The following is a 19,315-nucleotide window of genomic DNA, read 5'->3' as shown; positions in this document are numbered from 1 at the left end:
CCGGCAAAGCCTTAAGTCTGAGCTTGCACCGGTTCGCCGCTCTCCACGGGTGGCTCTTCCTGGGCTTTCGGCTCCTTGATCCTGAACCACGTCACATAAAGCGCCGGCAGGAACAGCAGCGTGATCGCCGTGCCGGCGATGATGCCGCCCATCATGGCATAGGCCATCGGCCCCCAGAACACTTCGCGTGCGATCGGGATCAGCGCCAGGCTGGCGGCCGCCGCCGTCAGCGCGATCGGCCGCATGCGGTGTTCCGTCGCCTCGATGACGGCGGCCCAGCGGTCCTTGCCTTCGGCGACGAGGTCCTCGATCTGCACGATCAGGATGACCGAGTTGCGGATCAGGATGCCGATCAGCGCCAGCACGCCGAGAATGGCGACGAACCCAAGCGGCGCCCCGCTGGGCACCAGTGCGGCCACCACGCCGATCAGGCCGAGCGGCGCCACCGCCACGACCAGGAACAGGCGCTGGAAGCTTTGCAGCTGGATCATCAGGATGGTCGCCATGACGAACAGCATCAGCGGCACCACCGCGGCGATAGGTCCCTGGCTTTTGGCGCTCTCCTCGACCGAGCCCGCGGTCTGGACTGAATAGCCCGGCGGCAGCTTGGCGATGAAGGCGTCGACCGATGGCTTCAGCTCGTTGACGACGGTGGCCGGCAGCACATCGCCAACCAGCCCGGCGCGCACGGTGATCGTCGGAATGCGGTTACGCCGCCACACCGTCGGCTGTTCGAGGTCGTAGCGGAAGTTCGCCACCGCCGCGAGCGGGATCGCCTCACCGTTGCCGGTTGGCAGCTGGAGGTTCTGCAGCGTATCGATCGAGCCGCGTTCGGCCCCGCGCGAGCGCGCAATGACGTTGATCAGATAGGTGGCGTCGCGCACCTGGGTGATGGTGGCGCCGCCGACCGTGCTGTTCAGCGCGCTGGCGATATCGGAGGAGGTGATGCCGAGCTGGCGCGCCTTGTCCTGCAGCACGTCGACCCTGAGCACGCGCTGCGGTTCGTTCCAGTCGAAGGTCGACGCCGCCAGCTTCGGATTGACCGAAATCAGGCCGGCGAATTGCTGCGCCAGCTCGCGCACCGTCTGGATATCGGGGCCGCCGACGCGGTACTGTACCGGACGCCCGACCGGCGGTCCGAGTTCGAGCGGCTTGACGAAGGCGTCGGTGCCGACGAATTCCTCGCGCAGCAGCTTCTCCAGCACAGGCTTCAGCCGATTGCGCGCCTCGATGCTCTTGGTGACGATGACCGTCTGGCCGAAATAGGGATTGGCCGGCTGTACGTCGAAGGTGAGCACGAAACGCACCGCACCCTGGCCGATATAGGAACTGAAATGGTCGATATCGGGATTGCCGGTCAGCGCTCGCTGCTCGAAACGCTCGATCTGGTCGCGGGTCTCGGTGACCGACGAGTTCTGCGGCAGATTCCAGTCGACAATCAACTCCGGCCGATCCGACGGCGGAAAGAACTGCTGCTGGACGAGGCCGAAGCCGGCTATCGAGCCGGCAAACAACAGCACGGTGGCGATGATGGTCAGCCAGTGATGGCGCACAGAGCCGAGCAGCACGCGCCTGAACAGGGTGGTGAAGCGGCCAGGCTTGTCGTGATGCTTTTGTTTCATCGTCGCCGGCAGGATGGTGACGCCGAGCAGCGGCGCGAACAGCACCGCCACGATCCACGACACCAGAAGCGACACGGCAATGACGACGAACAGCGTAAAAGTGTATTCACCGGCGGGGCTGTTGTTGAGGCCGATCGGGATGAAGCCGGCGACGGTCACCAGCGTGCCGGTCAGCATCGGGAACGCGGTCGAGGTGTAGACATAGGTCGCTGCCTTGCGCAGATTGTCACCGACCTCCAGCCGCGCCACCATCATCTCGACGGCGATCATCGCGTCGTCGACCAGCAGCCCGAGCGCGATGATCAGTGCCCCCAGCGAGATGCGCTGCAGCGAGATGCCGAGATAGGCCATGACCGTGAAAGTGATGGCCAGAACCAGCGGGATCGACAGCGCCACGACGAAGCCGGCGCGCATGCCGAGGCTGATGAAGGACACGGCCAGCACGATGGCGACCGCCTCGGCCAGCGCCCGGGTGAAGCCCGAAACCGCTTCCTCCACGATCACCGGCTGATCGGCGACCAGATGCACACCGACGCCGACCGGCAGGTCGGCCAGCACCTCGTTCATTTTCTTCTCAAGTGCGGCGCCGAATTCGAGCAGATTGGCGTTGGGCTTCATGCCGATGGCAAGCCCGATGGCGTCCTGGCCGTTGAAGCGGAACAGCGCCGTCGGCGGATCGGCATAGCCGCGCCGGATCGTTGCCACATCGCTCAGCCGGAAAAAGCGGTCGTTGACGCGCAGATTGATGCCGCGCAGGCTGTCCTCGGAGGTGAACTGGCCACCGACCCGGACGCTGACGCGCTCGGGTCCGGATTCGACGACGCCCGACGGCGTTATGGCGTTCTGCGCCTGCAGGCTGGCCACGATCGCTTGCTGGTTGAGACCAAGTGCAGCGATCTGGCGGGTCGAGAATTCGAGATAGATGGCTTCGTCCTGGTCGCCGACCAGATCGACCTTGCCGGCGTTGGGCACGGTCAGGATCCTCGTCCTGACATCCTCGACATAATCGCGCAGCTGGCGCGGCGTCAGCCCGTCCGAGGTGAAGGCGTAGATATTGCCATAGACGTCGCCGAAGCGATCGTTGAAGAACGGCCCCTGCACGCCTTGCGGAAACTGCGCCTGGATGTCGTTGACCATGTTGCGCACCTGAGTCCAGTTCGGCACGACATCGCGCGCCTTGGTGGTGTCCTTCAGGTTGACGAAGATGACGGTCTTGCCAGCGGTGGTGACCGAGCGGGTGAAGTCGAGACTGTCCAGTTCCTCCAGTTTCTTCTCGATGCGGTCGGTAACTTGCCGCACCGTCTCGTTGACCGATGCGCCCGGCCAGTTGGCCTGGATGACCATGGTCTTGATGGTGAAGGGAGGGTCTTCCTCGCGGCCGAGATTGAGGTAGGCAAAGATGCCGGCAACGACGAAGACCAGCATGAAGTACCAGACCAGCGACCGGTGGTTGAGCGCCCAGTCCGAGAGGTTGAACCCCTTCATGTCGCCCTTCCTTGCGGGATCTTGACCTTCTGGCCCTCAACCAGGCTGTGGACGCCGGCGGTGACGACGCGCATGCCCGCTTCGAGCCCTTCGGCGACAATGAAGCTGGCGCCACCCTTCGATGCAATCTTGATGTCGCGCGTGGAGACGCTCGATGTCTTTTCGTCGACGATCCAGACCTTGTCGCCGCCGTTCTTCTGCAGCAGCGCCGACAGCGGCAGCTCGATCGTAGGCGCGACTTTCGCCACCCGTGTCGCGGTCACCGTCGAGCCGAGCCGGAAGGCCTGCGGCGGGTCGGTGAGCGTCAGCCGGACGCGGCGGCTGCGGGTCGAGCTGTCGGCCTGCGGCGCGATCTCGCGCAGCGTCGCTTCAGTCTCGATAGACGGCAGCGATTGCAGGATGACCTCGAAGGGCGTGCCGACGGCAAGGTCGCCGATCAGCTGGTCGGGAATGTCGACCACCGCTTCGCGCAGGTCCGAGCGCGCCACGGTGACGATGGTCAGGCCGGGAGAGACCGTCTGGCCGACTTCGGCGCCGGTAGCGGTGACGACGCCGTCGAAGTCCGAGAACAGCCTCGCATAGCCAAGCTGCTCTTGCGATTTTGACAGTGCGGCCTTGGCCCGTTCGACGCCGGCTTCGGCGGCTTGCCTGGCCTGTTGCGCGGCTTCGAAGACGGCCTGCGAGGTGTTGGCGGCGGCAAGCAATTGACGTTGGCGGTCCTCGCTGGCGGCGGCATTGGTGAATTGCGCCTCAGCGTTGGAGAGTTCGGCCTTCGCCGCCTGCACGGCAAGTTCCAACGCCGTCGGATCGAGCGTGGCGATCGTGGTTCCCTTGCTGACAATGTCGCCGACCTTGACGTCGCGCGAGACGACGCGGCCGAGCAGGCGGAAGGCGAGATCGGCGCTGACCTGCGGCTCGATGGAGCCGGCGAAGCCGAAGGTCTGCGACGTCCGCGGCTCGATCACCATCGACAGCACCGGCCGGATGATCTCGGGCGGCTTTTCATCCGACTTCGAACAGGCAGCGAGCGTCACCAGTGCAGTGAGGGCAGGCACAAAAAGCAGGATGCGCGGCAATCTCATTGTCCGGCTCCCGAAATCTCGACCGTCTGTCCCGGGCTGAGCAGTTGGCCTCCTGATGTGACGACGCTTTGCCCGGCCTCAAGCCCCTTGTCGACGACGACGACACCGGAATCGAAGGCCAGCACATTGACCAGTGTCGACGTCACTGCCTTGGACGAGGGGTCAACAACCCAGACGGCCGGCTTGCCTTCGCTCGATGTCAACGCTTGCCAGGGCAGAATGACGGCTTTCGACGGCTGGGCGCTGACCGAGCCGATGACCGCCGCGCCCAGCGGCATGCCTGCGGGCGTGTCAGGAATGGCGATCTTGACCCGGATCGAACCCGAAGCCGGATCGACCGCCGGCGCAATTTCGCGCACCTTGCCCATGGCCTTGACCTGCGGGTCGGCCAACAGCGTGATCGTCACCGACGGCGTTGGCGCTGTTTTGGCGACCAGCGTTTCCTGGACATTGAACACCGCGTCGCGGTCTCCGTCCTCGGCCACGGTGAAGACGGTCTGTGCCGCCTGTACCACTTGCCCGGCTTCGACCTGGCGGGCGGTGATGACGCCGGCGGCGCCCGCCTTGAGTTCGGTGAAGGACAGATTCTCCCTGGCGTTGGAGAGTGCGCTTTGCGCTTGGTCGACACTGCCTTGCGCCACCTTCCGCGCCTGGTCGGCCGCATCATAGTCGCGCCTGGTGGTAAACCCCTGGGCAAGCAGCGTCTTCTGCCGCTCGAAGGCAGCGGCGGACTGGGTCAGTTGCGCTTGTGCTGCGTCGAGATCGGCCTGTGCGGAGCGCAGATCGGATTCCTGCTCCTGCGGGTCGATGCGGGCAAGCACCGCACCTGGGTCGACATGCTGGCCGACATCGACGAGCCGCTCGGCGACGCGGCCGCCGACACGGAACGACAGATTGTTCAGCGTGCGCGCCGCGATCACGCCGGTCAGCGAGGTCCTCGGCGCATAGTCGGCCAGCGCTACCGTTTCGGTGCGCACCATGATCGGCAGCTTGTGCTCGGCCGCTTCCTGCTTCTGGCAACCGGCAAGAAGCAGGCTCGCAATCGCGCAGACAAGGATTGGGGTGGTTCGAAATGGCAAAAGGCTGGAGGGCGATGGTTGCAAGGCGGACGATGTCGCGTTCCTGCTCATGGCTTCCCCTGCCTGCGTGGGACGCTCCCACTGCGGAGCCTCGCGGACGTCTGGAAGATAGTCGATCCCTTGAAAAAGAAAACCTCTCTCGTACGCGTATCGAGCGACTGGTTAAGGTGGCGCCGGGATCGCAGGCCCAATCGCCTACCGGTGGTGCCGACTTGAGGAAAACGTGAAATAAGGTCAGAAGACGTGTCAGCGGCATCAAACAAGAACGGGCGCCGGCCCGATGAGGATATCATGAAGAATTCAGCCATTTCCGAACGCAAGAACCAGTCGATCTCGCGCGGCGTCGGCATGACCACGCAGATCTATGCCGACCGGGCTGAAAATTCGGAGATCTGGGATGTCGAAGGCCGCCGCTACATCGATTTCTCGTCGGGTATCGCCGTCGTCAACACCGGTCATCGCCACCCCAAGGTGATCGAGGCGGTCAAGGCGCAGCTCGACCGCTTCACCCACACCTGCCACCAGGTGGTGCCCTATGAGAGCTATGTGCGGCTGGCCGAACGGCTGAACGGCATGTTGCCCGGCAAGTTCGAGAAGAAGACGATCTTCGTCACCACCGGCGCCGAGGCGGTCGAGAACGCCATCAAGATCGCCCGCAACGCCACCGGCCGCCCGGCGGTCATCGCCTTCGCCGGCGGCTTCCATGGCCGCACCTTCATGGGCATGGCGCTGACCGGCAAGGTCGTGCCCTACAAGGTCGGCTTCGGCGCCATGCCGGGCGACGTCTACCACGCTCCGTTCCCGGTGCCGCTGCACGGCGTTTCGGTCGCCGATTCGCTGGCCGCACTCGACCGGCTGTTCAAGGCCGATGTCGACCCGGCCCGCGTCGCCGCCATCATCATCGAGCCGGTTCAGGGCGAGGGCGGCTTCTACGAGGCGCCGCGTGACTTCCTGGTTGCGCTGCGCAAGCTTTGCGACCAGCACGGCATGCTGCTGATCGCCGACGAAGTGCAGACCGGCTTTGCCCGCACCGGCAAGATGTTCGCGATGGATCACCATGAGGTGGCCGCCGACATCACCACCATGGCCAAGAGCCTGGCCGGCGGTTTCCCGCTGGCCGCGGTCACCGGCCGCGCCGAAATCATGGATGCGCCCGGCCCGGGCGGGCTCGGCGGCACCTATGGCGGCAGCCCGATCGGTGTCGCCGCCGCCCACGCCGTGCTCGACGTGATCGATGACGAAAAGCTCTGCGACCGCGCCAACACGCTGGGTGCAAGGCTGAAGCAGCGGCTGCAGTCGATCCGCGATGACGTGCCCGAGATCGTCGACATCAGGGGTCTCGGCTTCATGAACGCGGTCGAATTCAACGACGTCAAGAAGGGCCTGCCGTCGGCCGAGATCGCCAACGCGATCCGGCTGAAGGCGCTCGACAAGGGCCTGATCCTGCTGACCTGCGGCGTCTATGGCAACGTCATCCGCTTCCTAGCGCCGATCACCATCCAGGACAGCGTCATGAACGAGGCGCTCGACATCCTGGAAAGCTCGATCCGCGAAGTCTGCGCTGCGTAGCGCAAACCCCCACCTCCCCCTTGTGGGGAGGTCGGACCGGAGGTCCGGGTGGGGGGCCTCGCGCAGACCCCACCCCGATGCTTCGCATCGACCCTCCCCACAAGGGGGAGGGTAGGCATCCTGCTAACCCGCCGCCCTGGCCGGCACGTTTTCCTGAAACGCGGCCAGTGCCGCTTTCAGCCCTTCGGGACCCATGGCCACCGTTTCCGGCGTCGGCGAGAAGCCGGCGCCGAGCATCTTGCGGCCAAGCATGTGGTCGCCTGGACGGTTGACCGATTCGATGCCGAGCAGCCGGTCGCCGGCATAGTGGTAGATCGAGAATTTGTTGTCGGGCAGGTCGCCCAGCACGACATGGCTGTCGCCGCCGGCGGTCAGGCCGACCATCTGCAATTTCATGTCGCCGATATCGGACCAGAACCATGGCACCGCCGAATAGGCGTCTGCATGGCCTGATATCGTGCGCGCGGCAAGCCGCGCCTGATCGGTGGCGTTTTGCACCGATTCCAGCCGCACGTCGCCGCCGGTGAACCAGTGTCGGTAAGAGGCGGCATCGCCGATGGCGAGAATCTCCGGCACCGAAGTGCGCATCTGGTGGTCGACGCGGATGCCATTGGCGATGCTGAGGCCTGCGGATTGAGCCAGTTCGACATTCGGTACGGCGCCGATGCCGACGATGACCATGCGCGCCGGCAGTCTTTCGCCCGACGAGGTGATCGCGGCCACCACATGGCCGTTCTCGCCTTCGAGCCTGACGATCGAGGTGCCGGTGAGGATGCGTACGCCTGTCGCTTCCAGCCGTTGCCGGACGTGGCTCGCCACGATCGGCGCCACCGCACGGCCCAGCAGCCGGTCCACCGCTTCGACGACTGTCACCGTGCGGCCGGCGGCCCTCAGGGTGGCTGCGATCTCCAGCCCAATGAAGCCGCCGCCGAGGATGACGACCTCGTCGCTCTGCGCGCTGAGCTCGCGGATCAGCCGCGCATCGGCCAGCGAGCGCAGCGACAGCACGCCGGACAGGTCCGAGCCGGGCAACGGTAGGGTGCGCGGGCGCGAGCCGGTCGCCAGGATCAGGTGATCAAAAGCAAGCGCGCCGCCGCCTGATATCTCCAGGCTGCGGCGTCCGGTATCGATGCGATCGATCCTGACGCCCGGCCGGTAGTCGATGGCGCTGCCGGTGTAGAAGGCCTCGCCACGCAAGGGTTGCGGTTTGGCCTCGGCATCCTTGATGAAGGTCTTCGACAGCGGCGGCTTGTGGTAGGGCAACTCGTTCTCGTCACCGACGAGGATCACCGGCCCGTCATAGCCGTCCTCGCGCAGACTGGCGGCCGCTTGCACGCCCGCATGACCCGCGCCGACAATGACCACACCGTTCTTCATCGCATTCCGATCCCGCTTCTATCCTAGGATGTCTCGCCAAGTGGCGATTGTCTGGCGCCGCCGCAAGCGAGCTTTTGCGGGTCGCACCCGGAATGGCGGCTGTCAATCGGACAGTTCGGATGCAAGACCGGTGCAGGAAGCGGCGTAAAGTTGACAGTCGTAGTTTAGAATAATTCTAAACTGTTGTTTCAATTGACTTTTCTTGCGGATTGTCATTGACATCCGACGATGTCGCAGCTTTATGGAAGCTCGCGCGTCAGCGCATCCCTTTAATGTCTGGGCCTTGAACCCTTTCGATTGGAGGCATTTTGGTGTCTTTCTTCCGCGAACCGCGCCATGGCGCGGCATCTCTTGCGCCCAATGGCATGCCTATGGCGTGGCGCTCGCTGCCACGCGCGCCGTTTACAGAAATTCCGAGAAACTGGAGAGCGATTATGACAGCACGATATGGCGGCAGGTTTGCCGCGATCGGCGCCACGGCCCTGCTGACGGCGGCGGTGTTCGTGTTGCCGGCAAAGGCGGAAACCGACGTGAAGGCGGTCATCAAGACCTATTCCGACATCGGGCTGGCCAAATACGAGGATTCGCTGACCACGGCGCAGGCGCTCGACAAGGCGGTCGACGCATTGCTCGCCACGCCATCGGTGGAAACCCTCAACGCTGCCCGCGAGGCATGGAAGGCATCGCGCGTTCCCTATCAGCAGACCGAAGTCTACCGTTTCGGCAACAAGATCGTCGACGACTGGGAAGGCGAGGTGAATTCCTGGCCGCTGGACGAAGGCCTGATCGACTACGTCGCCAAGAGCTACGGCACTGAATCGGACGCGAATTCGCTCTATACGGCCAATGTGATTGCCAACAAGGAGATCGAGATCAACGGCAAGAAGGTCGATGCCTCGACGCTTTCGCCGGAATTCCTGTCCGGCACGCTGCAGCAAGCCGGCGGCATCGAAGCCAACGTCGCCACCGGCTATCACGCCATCGAATTCCTGCTCTGGGGCCAGGATCTGCATGGCACCGGTCCGGGCGCCGGCGAGCGGCCCTCCACGGACTATGATCTCAAGAACTGCACCGGCGGCAATTGCGACCGCCGCGCCCAGTATCTGAAATCGGCGACTGACCTTCTGGTCTCCGACTTGCAGAAGATGGTCAACGACTGGAAGGAGGACGGCGCCGCACGCAAAAACCTCGTCGATGGCGAGCCGAACACCGCCATCTCGATCATCTTCACCGGCATGGGCTCGCTGTCCTATGGCGAACTGGCCGGCGAGCGCATGAAGCTCGGCCTTCTGCTGCATGACCCGGAAGAGGAGCATGACTGCTTCTCCGACAACACCTACAACTCGCATCTTTACGACGCCGTCGGCATCCGCGCCGCCTATCATGCCAGCTACACCAGGCTTGACGGCACCGTCGTTTCGGGTCCATCGGTGCACGACATGGTGAAGGCAGCCGATCCGGCGATCGACAAGGAACTGTCTGACAAACTCGATGTCACCGTCGCCAAGATGGAAGCGATCAAGGCACGGGCACTGGCCGGCGAGGCCTATGACCAGCAGATCGCCGAGGGCAACACGCAAGGCAACGCTACCGTGCAGGCAGCGATCGACGCGCTGATCGACCAGACCAAGTCGATCGAACGCGCCGTTGGCTCGTTGAAGCTGAGCACCATCGCCTTCGAAGGGTCCGACAGTCTCGACGCGCCCGACAAGGTGTTCAAGTAGCCGTCGAAAGGCTGGAGCCTGATCCGGAGCTGGACAATCGGCTTCGCAATGGGCTCTGGTTAAGAAATCAAGCCACACGGCGCTGGAGGCGCCGTCAGCCATCCGAGCAAACTGATGCTGATCTGCCATTGCAATATCATCACGGAGAAGGAGATCGAGCAGACGATCATCGGGCTGCTGGACCAGGATCCCTGGCAGCTGATCGTGCCGGCGAAGGTCTATCATGCCATGCAAAAGCGCGGTCGCTGTTGCGGCTGCTTCCCAAATGTGGTCGAAACGATCATTCGGGTCACCGAAAATTACCACGCCCGCTCGGAGGCGAGCGGCGTGGATGTCGTTTCACATCTGGATCGCGTCAGAGGCCTGCGCGTCCAATACGGGAGCAGAACCCATGAAAGGCGAAAAGCAGATCATCGAGCGGCTTAACGAGGCTCTTTTTCTGGAGCTCGGCGCCGTCAACCAGTATTGGGTGCATTTCCGTCTGCTCGAGGATTGGGGATACGCCAAGCTGGCCAAGAAGGAGCGCGCGGAATCGATCGAGGAGATGCACCATGCCGACAGGCTCGTGGCCCGCATCATCTTTCTTGAAGGCCATCCGAACCTGCAGTCCGTGGCGCCGCTGCGCATCGGGCAGAATGTCAAGGAAGTGCTCGAATCCGATCTGGCAGGCGAATATGACGCGCGTACAGCCTACAAGCGCTCGCGCGAAATCTGCAACGAAGCCGGCGACTACGTGACGATGAAGCTGTTCGAGGAATTGCTGGCTGACGAAGAGGGTCACATCGACTTCCTCGAGACGCAACTCGACCTGCTTGCGTCGATCGGCGAGGAAAAATACGGCCAGCTCAACGCCGCATCGGCGGACGAGGCGGAGTAAGGGCATGCGGGAATGCGGCGCCTGCTAGAGTTCGTGCGCCGCTCGCGGCGGGCCGATGGCTCGCCGCCCCTCGAGAAGACGCCGGCCAGATTGGCGCGTCGGCGCTGTGTCGTCCTCGTGGTGGCGCTCACCTCTTCCGCGATGGCTGGTGACCTTCAGCCTGCCGGCCTCGCCACCACGCGCACCGACCTCAATCCAAAGGATCAGGCGCGCGTCACCGCCATCACCAGGCCGACCACTGATTTTTCCAAGCCCGAGCAGTTCGAACGGATGCAGGGTGGCGCCGGCACGTCCAGGAAGGACGTCAGCCGCGATTCTTTCTCTCAACCCTCGGCCAACATCACCTTCGAGGAAGAGGGCGACTTCAAGCTCGGCAATGCCCTTTTCCGCAAGAACTGGGTGTCGTCGCCTTCCTCGACGCAGGCGTCGGACGGGCTCGGCCCGCTGTTCAACGAACGCGCCTGCCAGAACTGTCATCTGAAGGATGGCCGCGGGCGTCCGCCGCAAGGCGACGCCGGCACGACTTCGATGTTCCTGCGGCTGGCCCGTGACGCCGGCAGCGAGGAGGAGAAAGCCGAGCTTGCCGACCACAAGGCGCTCAACTTCCCCGATCCGGTCTACGGCACGCAGTTGCAGGAACTGGCCGTCCCCGGCCTGCGCGGCGAAGGCAGGATGCATGTCGACTATCAGGAACGGCAGGTGACGCTGGCCGACGGCACACTGATTTCCCTGCGCAAACCCAGCTATTCGGTTGTCGATCCTGCCTATGGACCGCTCGATCCGCGCACCACGCTGTCGCCGCGCCTGACGCCACCGATGATCGGCCTTGGCCTGATCGAACAGATCGCACCGGCGGACATTCTGGTCCGCGCCGACCCGGACGACCGGGACGGCGACGGCATTTCCGGCAGGCCGAACATCGTGCGCGACGGCCAAAGCGGCGAACTGACGCTTGGCCGGTTCGGCTGGAAAGCGCAGACCGCGTCGATCCGCCAGCAGGCGGCGGACGCCTTTGCCGGCGACATCGGCATCTCGACGCCCGAAGAGCCGAAACACTGGGGCGACTGCACCGCCGCGCAAGCCAAATGCCTCGCCATGCCGAACGGCGTGCAGCAGCGTCTCGGCCCGGTCGAGGCGCCGCCGCCGGTGATGGACCTCGTTACCTTCTATTCGCAGAACCTGGCCGTGCCGGCGCGCCGTGACCTCGACACACCGCAAGTGCTCACGGGCAAGAAGGTCTTCTACGAGATCGGCTGCATTGCCTGCCACACCCCGAAATTCGTTACCCGTCGCGGCACGCCCAACAAGGCGCAGGCCTTCCAGTTGATCTGGCCCTATTCCGACTTCCTGCTGCACGACATGGGGCCTGATCTGGCTGATGGCCAGGCGGTGGGCGATGCGACCGGCAATGACTGGCGCACGCCGCCGCTGTGGGGCATCGGCCTGACCGAGACGGTGAACGGCAATTCTTTCTTCCTGCATGACGGGCGCGCGCGCAGCCTGACCGAGGCCATCCTGTGGCATGGTGGCGAAGCGCAGAAGGCGCGCGACCGCTTTGCCGCCGCCAACGCCGCCGACCGTGATGCGCTGCTCAAATTCCTGGAGTCACTGTGATGCTCAAGCGCTCTGCATTGTTTCTCGTTCTTCCGCTGGCTTTGCTAGGCGCCGTCCCGGCGTCGGCGGCGGTCAAAGCCTCCGACATCATCCAGCGGGCGATCGATGGCTTTGTCCGCCCGGCCTATGCCAGCCTGCACGAGCATGCTGAAACCTTGACCGGATCCATGCGAAAGCTCTGCGTCGCGCCCTCGCAAGGCGAGCTTGATGCGGCGCGTGCCGAATTCTCCGCCACCGTCTATGCCTGGTCGTCAGCCGAAATCATCGGCTTTGGGCCGATCAAGGAGGACAACCGGCTGGAACGCATGCTGTTCTGGCCGGATCGCAAGAGCATCGGGCTGAAGCAGGTGCAGGCGGCACTGTCGGCCAAGGATCCGACCGCCACCGATCCGGCACAGCTGGCCGGCAAGAGCGTCGCCATGCAGGGACTGGGCGCGCTGGAGTTCGTGCTTTACGGCGACGGCGCCGATGCGCTTGTAGGCAAGGATGATCGCTATCGCTGCGCTTATGGCGCGGCGGTTGCCGGCAACATCGAAGCCATGGCCGGTGAGGCCAGCGCGGCCTGGAACAAGCCGGACGGCTTTGCAGCGCTTTGGGCCAGTCCGGGGCCCCAGAACGCGCTCTACCGCGACGGCAACGAAGCAGTGACCGAACTGGTCGGTGTCTTCATCAATGAGCTGGAAATGGTCCGCGACGTGCGCCTGAAAGGGTTTTTCGGCGGCAAGCCGGATGCGGACAAGCCGAAACAGGCAATTTACTGGCGCTCGCAAAACACCACCGTGTCACTGGCTGGAAATCTCTCCGGCATCGATACGCTGTTCCAGGCCTCGAAGCTTGGCGATGCCCTGCCTGCCGATGCGCGCTGGATGGCCGATTCGATCCATATCCAGCTGGTCAACGGTGTCGCCACCGCCAAGGCCGTCAGCGGTCCAATCGACAAGGCGCTTGCCGATCCGGCTCTGCGTGACAAACTCGACCATTTCGCGCTGATCACCTCCAGCCTGTCGACCCTGATCGGCACGAGATTGACCGCCGAATTCGGTCTGACCGCCGGCTTCTCCTCGCTGGATGGGGACTGAATTGAAAACCCCTCTGATCGATCGTCGCGATTTCCTGAGAGCTGCTGGCGTTGGCTTCATGGCCGTGATGGCGCCGTCGGCCTGGGCAACGACGCTTGCGGCCGACGCCGTCTTCGCCACCGCCTTCGTCAAGCGCGACGGCAGCTTTGGCGCCGCCGTCCTGTCCGAGGCCGGCAAGGTCCTGCATGCGATCGACCTGCCCGATCGCGGCCATGACGTCACTTTCGATCCGGTGTCGAAACGGTCCGTGGTCTTCGCGCGCCAGCCCGGCACCTTCGCTGTGGTCTTCGACCATTCGGGTCGTGACGCGCCGCTGACCATCGCCAGCATTGCCGGCCGGCATTTCTTCGGCCACGGCGTATTCTCAGTCGACGGCGCGCTGCTCTATGCCACCGAAAACGACTTCGACAACGCCGCTGGCGTCGTCGGCGTCTACGATGCGCGGGCGAAATTCAGCCGTGTCGGCGAGTTCCCGACCTATGGCATGGGTCCGCACGAACTTCTGCTCCTTGGCGACGGCAGGACGATCGCGGTTGCCAATGGCGGCATCGAGACCCATCCGGACTACGGCCGCGCCGAGCTCAACATCGCGACCATGAAGCCATCCTATGCGCTGATAGACCGCGTCACAGGCGACCTCATCGAAAAACACGAATTGCCGGCCGCACTGCATCAGCTGTCGATCCGCCACATGGACGCCGACCCGTCCGGAACCGTCTGGTTCGGCTGCCAATACCGGGGGCCGGGTACCGATCGTCCGTTGCTGATCGGCCGCGCCACGCGCGGCAAGGAGCTCCAGCTGCTCGACATGCCGCAGGACGTTTTGTCCGGCTTCCGCAACTATATAGGCTCGGTCGCCGCCAATCCGGCAGCCGGCACCGTCGCCGTCTCCTCGCCGGAAGGCAATTCGCTTGTCGTCATCGATGCAGCCAGCGGCCGTATCGTCTCGAGCAGCGCGCTGGTCGAGGTCTGCGGCGTGGCGCCCGACGGAACCGGCTTCATGGCCACCACAGGCGCCGGCGAGATCATCGAGGGCAACGGTGCGACACGCTCCGAACCGGACTATGTCTGGGACAACCACATGCTGCGCATCGAGCAGACTTAGGCTTCTCCTTCTCCCACAAGGCGAGAAGGAACTACGAAGCGAAGCCGCTTAACGAATTATGCACTATCCCCTTGCGGTGGCGGGCCGTGGCGGGCACAGGGGATTGTTTCTCGAACCGGTCGTATCATGAAATTGCTTGCCATCGACTGTGCCGCCAACCTCTGCGCCGCCTGCGTCTATGACGCGACGGCGAAGCGGGAGCTTGGCCGTTCGGTGCTCGATCTCGGCAAGGGCCATGCCGAGCATCTGATGGCGGTCATCGCCGAAGCGCTGAAGGCAAGTGCAACCGACTATGCCGGTCTTGGCGCCGTTGCCGTGTCTGTCGGCCCCGGTTCTTTCACCGGTCTGCGCGTCGGCGTGTCGACCGCGCGTGGCCTTGCGCTGGCGCTGAAGGTCCCGGCGATCGGGGTGACGACGCTCGAGGCGCTGGCCGCTGAAGCAGGGGCGGAATTCCCCGGTCGCGCCGTTCTGGCAGCGCTAGATGCCGGGCGGGAGGAAATCCACGCCGCTTTTTACGATAAAACGTCAGCTTTGACTTACGGTCCAGCGGTGGCCACACTGGCTGATGTCGTGGCGATGGCGACGGAAAGGTCTTCGGTGCTTGCCGGTACTGCAGCGGCGCTGATTACCGCATCAGCCGGGCGCCCCTTCGATACCGGACCCCAGACAGCCACCGCCGACATAGTTGCTTACGCCCGCTTGGCTGCCGCGAAGGGGGAAAGCGAAAAGCCGAAACCGCTCTATCTGCGTGGCGCGGACGCCAAGCCGCAAGCGGGATTCATATTATCAAGGCAAGAGAGTTGATGCGCATACCCTTTCTCCAACCACGCCGCCGGGACTATGCGCTCGAGCCGCTGAGGATCGCCGACAGCCGCGCGGTCTCGCTGCTGCATCGCGAGGACTTTGTCCGCCCCTGGACCGATGGCGAATTCGCCGCCTTGCTCGAACAGGACACCGTGTTCGGCTATGCGGCGCGTGAAACCGGACAGGGCGCCAAGCCGCCCGTCGGCTTCGTGCTGGCGAGGCTCGCGGCCGGCGAGGGCGAGATATTGACCGTCGCGGTGGCGCGATCGCATCGCCGGCAGGGATTGGGCTGGCAATTGATGGACGCGGTGTTGCGCGAACTGCACGCGCAGCGCGCCGAAGCGCTGTTCCTCGAAGTCGACGAGACCAATGTTGCCGCGATTGCGCTTTATCGGCGACTGGGCTTCCGCGAGGTCGGCAAGCGGCCGAATTACTACAGATCGCCGGAACACGGACCGACCGGCGCGCTTGTCATGCGCCGCGATCTTCGCTAGCGAGACGGCCGGGGTAGGGCGATGATCAAGAAAATCAGGATTTTCCTGGCGCTGGGCCTCGTTGTTGCCGGCTCATTGGTCCTCGTGCCGTTGCAGATACTGTCGATGAAGACCGGCTGGTGGCCGGAAACCGTCATCCTCAAGATCTGGCACAGGCTGATCATCAGGGCGCTCGGCATGCGCATCCATGTCAAGGGTACGCTGTCGACCAAGCGCCCGCTGCTGATTGCCTCAAACCACATCTCCTGGACCGACATCATGGTGCTGGGCTCTTTTGCCGATGTGAAATTCATCGCCAGAGCCGATATGGAAGGCTGGCCGCTGATCGGCATGCTGTCGAAGCTGCAGCGCACAGTGTTCATCGAGCGCGAGCGCAAGCGTTCCTCGGGCGACCAGGCAAGCGAGATCGCCAGCCGCATGGCCAAGGGCGATGCGATGGTGCTGTTTGCCGAAGGCTCGACCGGCGATGGCAATATCATCCTGCCGTTCAAGAGCACGCTGTTCGGCGCCGCCTCGATGGCGATTTCGGAAGGCGCGGCCGAGCAGGTGTTCATCCAGCCGGTGGCGATTGCCTACACCCGCCTGCACGGCGTGCCGCTCGGCCGCCGCCACCGCCCGCTTGCCGCCTGGATCGGCGACGAGGATTTGATGCCGCATCTCAGGGTATTGCTGGCGGAGGGGGCCCTCGACGTCGAGGTGCATTTCGGCGAACCGATCGCCTTTTCCAAGGGTTCGAACCGCAAGGAAACGTCGAAACTGATGGAAAGCCAGGTGCGCGCGATGATGCAGGCAGCGCTCGCCGATCCCAGCCCGAGCCGCTAGCCCCGGCATACGCCTGCAGGCGCATGCCGAGAATCGTCTGTTTTTTGTCACGGAAAGGCGTTAGAAGCCGCCGGATGGACTTGAACACGATAGAAAGCGACGACATCGGCACTGTGGCTGGACAGCCGGCAGTGCTTTCCACGGCAGCGAAAAAAGTCTTCATCAAGACCTATGGCTGCCAGATGAACGTCTATGATTCACAGCGTATGACCGATGCGCTGGCCGCCGACGGCTACACCGCGACCGACGCCATTGGCGAGGCCGACCTGGTGCTGCTCAACACCTGCCACATCAGGGAGAAGGCGGCCGAAAAGGTCTATTCCGAGCTGGGCCGTATCCGCGATATGAAGGCCGAACGTGCCTTGGCCGGCCGCGAGATGCTGGTCGGCGTCGCCGGCTGTGTGGCGCAGGCCGAAGGCGCCGAGATCATCCGCCGTTCGCCGGCCGTCGATCTGGTCATCGGTCCGCAGACCTATCACCGGCTGCCCGATGTGCTGGCCAGGGTGCGCGGCGGCCAAAAGATCGTCGAAACCGACTACGCCATCGAGGACAAGTTCGAGCATTTGCCGCAGCCGAAGCGCGCCGAGGTCATCAAGCGTGGCGTCACCGCCTTCCTCACCGTGCAGGAAGGTTGCGACAAGTTTTGCACCTTCTGTGTCGTGCCGTACACCAGAGGCTCCGAAGTCTCACGGCCGGTGGCGCAGATTGTCGCCGAGGCCGAGCGCCTGGCGGAAGCCGGCGTGCGCGAAGTGACGCTGCTTGGCCAGAACGTCAATGCCTGGCACGGCCAGGGCGAGGCCAAAGGGGGCAAGACCGAGGAGTGGGGTCTTGGCCGGCTGCTGTTCAGGCTCGCCGAAATTCCCGGCCTGGCGCGGCTGCGCTACACCACCAGCCACCCGCGCGACATGGATGACGAGCTCATCGCCGCCCATCGCGATCTGCCGGCATTGATGCCCTATCTGCATCTGCCGGTGCAGTCCGGCTCCGACCGCATCCTCAAGGCGATGAATCGCCGGCATACGGCGAAGGATTATCTGGCGCTGCTCGACCGCATCCGTGCCGCCCGGCCCGACATCGCGCTTTCCGGCGATTTTATCGTCGGCTTTCCCGGCGAGACGGAAGCCGATTTCGAAGCGACCATGGAATTGGTGCGCCAGGTGAATTACGCCTCGGCCTTCTCGTTCAAATATTCGCCGCGTCCCGGCACGCCGGGCGCCGAAATGCCCGATCATGTGCCGGAAACGGTCAAGGATGAGCGCCTGCAGCGACTGCAGGCTTTGCTTGTGAAACAGCAGCAGGAGTTCGGCTTGAGCCTCGTTGGCACCACCATCGACACGCTGATCGAGAAGCCCGGCCGTCAGGCTGGCCAGAAGGTCGGCCGCTCGCCCTGGCTGCAGCCGGTTATTGTTGATGAAAAGGCCGGCGAAATCGGTGACATTATCCAGGTGCGAATCACGAAGACAGGTTACAACAGCCTGTTCGCCGAATTGGCCTGAGGGGTCTCGGCAGATGAGGAGAGACGGTTGAGCGCAGCAGAGCTGAAGAACCTGCCCCCGGTACCGGCATCTGGGGCTTCTGACATGGCGCACATCGTTCTGACTTTCGACAACAACAAGCTTGCCAGCGCCCTTTACGGTCAGTTCGACGAAAACCTCGCCAGGCTCGAGCAGAAGCTCGGCGTCGACATCCGCTCGCGCGGCAACCAACTGACCATCAAGGGCTCGGCGTCAGCCGCCGAGCAGGCGCGCCGTGCGCTCGACAATCTCTACGGCATTCTCCAGAAAGGCGTCGATATCGGCCAGTCCGATGTCGATGGCGCCGTGCGCATGGCGATCGCCGCCGACGATCAACTGACGCTGCCGACGCTGGAGCGCAAGGGCAAGGTCTCCGCCGCCCAGATCGCCACCCGCAAGAAGACGATCTATGCCCGTTCGCTCAACCAGGACGCCTATATGCGGGCGCTGGAACGGTCGGAACTGGTGTTCGGCATCGGCCCGGCCGGCACCGGCAAGACCTATCTGGCGGTGGCGCATGCGGCGATGCTGCTCGAGCGCGGCATGGTCGAGCGCATCATTCTTTCGCGGCCGGCGGTCGAGGCCGGCGAACGGCTCGGCTTCCTGCCGGGCGACATGAAGGAGAAGGTCGATCCCTATCTGCGGCCGCTCTATGATGCGCTTTACGACATGATGCCGGCCGATAAGGTCGAGCGCGCCATTGCCGCCGAAGTGATCGAGATCGCGCCGCTAGCCTTCATGCGCGGCCGCACGCTGGCGCATGCCGCGGTCATCCTCGACGAGGCGCAGAACACCACGCCGATGCAGATGAAGATGTTCCTGACCCGTCTGGGCGAGAACTCGCGCATGATCGTCACCGGCGATCCGACCCAGATCGACCTTCCTTCGAACACCAAATCGGGCCTGGTCGAAGCCTTGCGGGTGCTGGACGGCGTGGCAGGGGCGGTCACCGTGCGCTTCAACGATGGCGACGTGGTCCGCCATCCGCTGGTGGCGGAAATCGTCAGGGCCTACGACCGGGACGCCAAATTGGCGCGCGGCCTCGGCGCCGAGAATTGATCTTGGCGA

16 protein-coding genes are annotated in these 19,315 nt (G+C 64.1%); 12 read left to right on the top strand and 4 right to left on the bottom strand.

All coding sequences use genetic code 11. The features are described 5' to 3' along the window. Window positions 1–11 precede the first annotated feature (11 nt). From HB777_25440 to HB777_25430, 3 genes are read right to left on the bottom strand one after another with little or no spacing between them, the layout of a single operon-like run. Entirely contained in the window at window positions 12–3,107 is a 3,096-nt protein-coding gene (locus tag HB777_25440; GenBank protein QND66929.1) for an efflux RND transporter permease subunit, read from the bottom strand. After that, a complete protein-coding gene (locus tag HB777_25435; GenBank protein ID QND66928.1) occupies window positions 3,104–4,189 on the bottom strand; it encodes an efflux RND transporter periplasmic adaptor subunit in 1,086 nt (361 codons plus the stop codon). The genes HB777_25440 and HB777_25435 overlap by 4 nt, the downstream gene beginning before the upstream one ends. Next, window positions 4,186–5,319, bottom strand: a complete 1,134-nt coding sequence (locus HB777_25430) for an efflux RND transporter periplasmic adaptor subunit (GenBank protein QND66927.1) — start codon at window positions 5,317–5,319, stop codon at window positions 4,186–4,188. The genes HB777_25435 and HB777_25430 overlap by 4 nt, the downstream gene beginning before the upstream one ends. 240 nt (window positions 5,320–5,559) lie before the next feature. Here HB777_25430 and HB777_25425 point away from each other — a divergent pair, with 240 nt between their 5' ends. Next, complete coding sequence (locus tag HB777_25425) at window positions 5,560–6,837, top strand: 4-aminobutyrate--2-oxoglutarate transaminase (GenBank protein ID QND66926.1); 1,278 nt, start codon at window positions 5,560–5,562, stop codon at window positions 6,835–6,837. Between the two features lie 123 nt (window positions 6,838–6,960). Here the strand turns inward: HB777_25425 and HB777_25420 are convergent, their stop codons facing one another. Further along, window positions 6,961–8,214, bottom strand: a complete 1,254-nt coding sequence (locus HB777_25420; protein ID QND66925.1) for an FAD-dependent oxidoreductase — start codon at window positions 8,212–8,214, stop codon at window positions 6,961–6,963. 434 nt (window positions 8,215–8,648) lie between these two features. On the opposite strand from HB777_25420, the gene HB777_25415 reads away from it, so the two are divergent. The 11 genes from HB777_25415 (at window position 8,649) to HB777_25365 (ending at window position 19,306) form a co-directional block, all read left to right on the top strand. Then, window positions 8,649–9,938 carry a peptidase gene (locus HB777_25415; protein ID QND66924.1) on the top strand — a complete coding sequence of 430 codons (1,290 nt, stop codon included), beginning with the start codon at window positions 8,649–8,651 and terminating at the stop codon, window positions 9,936–9,938. Between the two features lie 114 nt (window positions 9,939–10,052). Next, complete coding sequence (locus HB777_25410) at window positions 10,053–10,364, top strand: (2Fe-2S)-binding protein (GenBank protein QND66923.1); 312 nt, start codon at window positions 10,053–10,055, stop codon at window positions 10,362–10,364. Continuing rightward, entirely contained in the window at window positions 10,330–10,815 is a 486-nt protein-coding gene (gene bfr, locus HB777_25405; protein QND66922.1) for a bacterioferritin, read from the top strand. The genes HB777_25410 and bfr overlap by 35 nt, the downstream gene beginning before the upstream one ends. Window positions 10,816–10,827: 12 nt before the next feature. Further along, window positions 10,828–12,429, top strand: coding sequence for a c-type cytochrome (locus HB777_25400; protein ID QND66921.1), 1,602 nt, complete (start codon window positions 10,828–10,830; stop codon window positions 12,427–12,429). Continuing rightward, the gene (locus HB777_25395; protein QND66920.1) at window positions 12,429–13,508 is read left to right on the top strand and encodes a peptidase M75, Imelysin; all 1,080 of its coding nucleotides are present in this window, start codon (window positions 12,429–12,431) and stop codon (window positions 13,506–13,508) included. The genes HB777_25400 and HB777_25395 overlap by 1 nt, the downstream gene beginning before the upstream one ends. A gap of 1 nt (window position 13,509) precedes the next feature. Then, window positions 13,510–14,613 (top strand): DUF1513 domain-containing protein, encoded by a 1,104-nt coding sequence (locus HB777_25390; GenBank protein QND66919.1) that lies wholly within the window; start codon window positions 13,510–13,512, stop codon window positions 14,611–14,613. Window positions 14,614–14,739: 126 nt separating this feature from the next. Beyond that, complete coding sequence (gene tsaB / locus HB777_25385) at window positions 14,740–15,417, top strand: tRNA (adenosine(37)-N6)-threonylcarbamoyltransferase complex dimerization subunit type 1 TsaB (protein QND66918.1); 678 nt, start codon at window positions 14,740–14,742, stop codon at window positions 15,415–15,417. Continuing rightward, window positions 15,417–15,911: a ribosomal protein S18-alanine N-acetyltransferase gene (gene rimI, locus HB777_25380; protein ID QND66917.1), complete on the top strand. Its 495-nt coding sequence runs from the start codon at window positions 15,417–15,419 to the stop codon at window positions 15,909–15,911. The genes tsaB and rimI overlap by 1 nt, the downstream gene beginning before the upstream one ends. A 21-nt stretch (window positions 15,912–15,932) precedes the next feature. After that, window positions 15,933–16,733 (top strand): 1-acyl-sn-glycerol-3-phosphate acyltransferase, encoded by an 801-nt coding sequence (locus HB777_25375; GenBank protein ID QND66916.1) that lies wholly within the window; start codon window positions 15,933–15,935, stop codon window positions 16,731–16,733. Window positions 16,734–16,807: 74 nt separating this feature from the next. After that, window positions 16,808–18,229 (top strand): tRNA (N6-isopentenyl adenosine(37)-C2)-methylthiotransferase MiaB, encoded by a 1,422-nt coding sequence (gene miaB / locus HB777_25370; protein ID QND66915.1) that lies wholly within the window; start codon window positions 16,808–16,810, stop codon window positions 18,227–18,229. Between the two features lie 27 nt (window positions 18,230–18,256). Then, window positions 18,257–19,306: a PhoH family protein gene (locus tag HB777_25365; protein QND66914.1), complete on the top strand. Its 1,050-nt coding sequence runs from the start codon at window positions 18,257–18,259 to the stop codon at window positions 19,304–19,306. Window positions 19,307–19,315 lie beyond the last annotated feature (9 nt).

It is taken from the genome of Mesorhizobium loti (assembly GCA_014189435.1).
GTDB lineage: Bacteria > Pseudomonadota > Alphaproteobacteria > Rhizobiales > Rhizobiaceae > Mesorhizobium > Mesorhizobium loti_G.
This window is presented reverse-complemented; position numbering and strand designations above follow the sequence as displayed.

What these genes read in the sequence shown, in the direction of transcription:
- HB777_25430 (QND66927.1), bottom strand. Translation starts at nt 5,319, where the DNA reads ATGAGCAGGAACGCGACATCGTCCGCCTTGCAACCATCGCCCTCCAGC.
- HB777_25410 (QND66923.1), top strand. Translation starts at nt 10,053, where the DNA reads ATGCTGATCTGCCATTGCAATATCATCACGGAGAAGGAGATCGAGCAG.
- HB777_25440 (QND66929.1), bottom strand. Translation starts at nt 3,107, where the DNA reads ATGAAGGGGTTCAACCTCTCGGACTGGGCGCTCAACCACCGGTCGCTG.
- HB777_25420 (QND66925.1), bottom strand. Translation starts at nt 8,214, where the DNA reads ATGAAGAACGGTGTGGTCATTGTCGGCGCGGGTCATGCGGGCGTGCAA.
- HB777_25435 (QND66928.1), bottom strand. Translation starts at nt 4,189, where the DNA reads ATGAGATTGCCGCGCATCCTGCTTTTTGTGCCTGCCCTCACTGCACTG.
- bfr (QND66922.1), top strand. Translation starts at nt 10,330, where the DNA reads ATGAAAGGCGAAAAGCAGATCATCGAGCGGCTTAACGAGGCTCTTTTT.
- tsaB (QND66918.1), top strand. Translation starts at nt 14,740, where the DNA reads ATGAAATTGCTTGCCATCGACTGTGCCGCCAACCTCTGCGCCGCCTGC.
- HB777_25400 (QND66921.1), top strand. Translation starts at nt 10,828, where the DNA reads ATGCGGCGCCTGCTAGAGTTCGTGCGCCGCTCGCGGCGGGCCGATGGC.
- miaB (QND66915.1), top strand. Translation starts at nt 16,808, where the DNA reads ATGGACTTGAACACGATAGAAAGCGACGACATCGGCACTGTGGCTGGA.
- HB777_25415 (QND66924.1), top strand. Translation starts at nt 8,649, where the DNA reads ATGACAGCACGATATGGCGGCAGGTTTGCCGCGATCGGCGCCACGGCC.
- HB777_25395 (QND66920.1), top strand. Translation starts at nt 12,429, where the DNA reads ATGCTCAAGCGCTCTGCATTGTTTCTCGTTCTTCCGCTGGCTTTGCTA.
- HB777_25375 (QND66916.1), top strand. Translation starts at nt 15,933, where the DNA reads ATGATCAAGAAAATCAGGATTTTCCTGGCGCTGGGCCTCGTTGTTGCC.
- rimI (QND66917.1), top strand. Translation starts at nt 15,417, where the DNA reads ATGCGCATACCCTTTCTCCAACCACGCCGCCGGGACTATGCGCTCGAG.
- HB777_25425 (QND66926.1), top strand. Translation starts at nt 5,560, where the DNA reads ATGAAGAATTCAGCCATTTCCGAACGCAAGAACCAGTCGATCTCGCGC.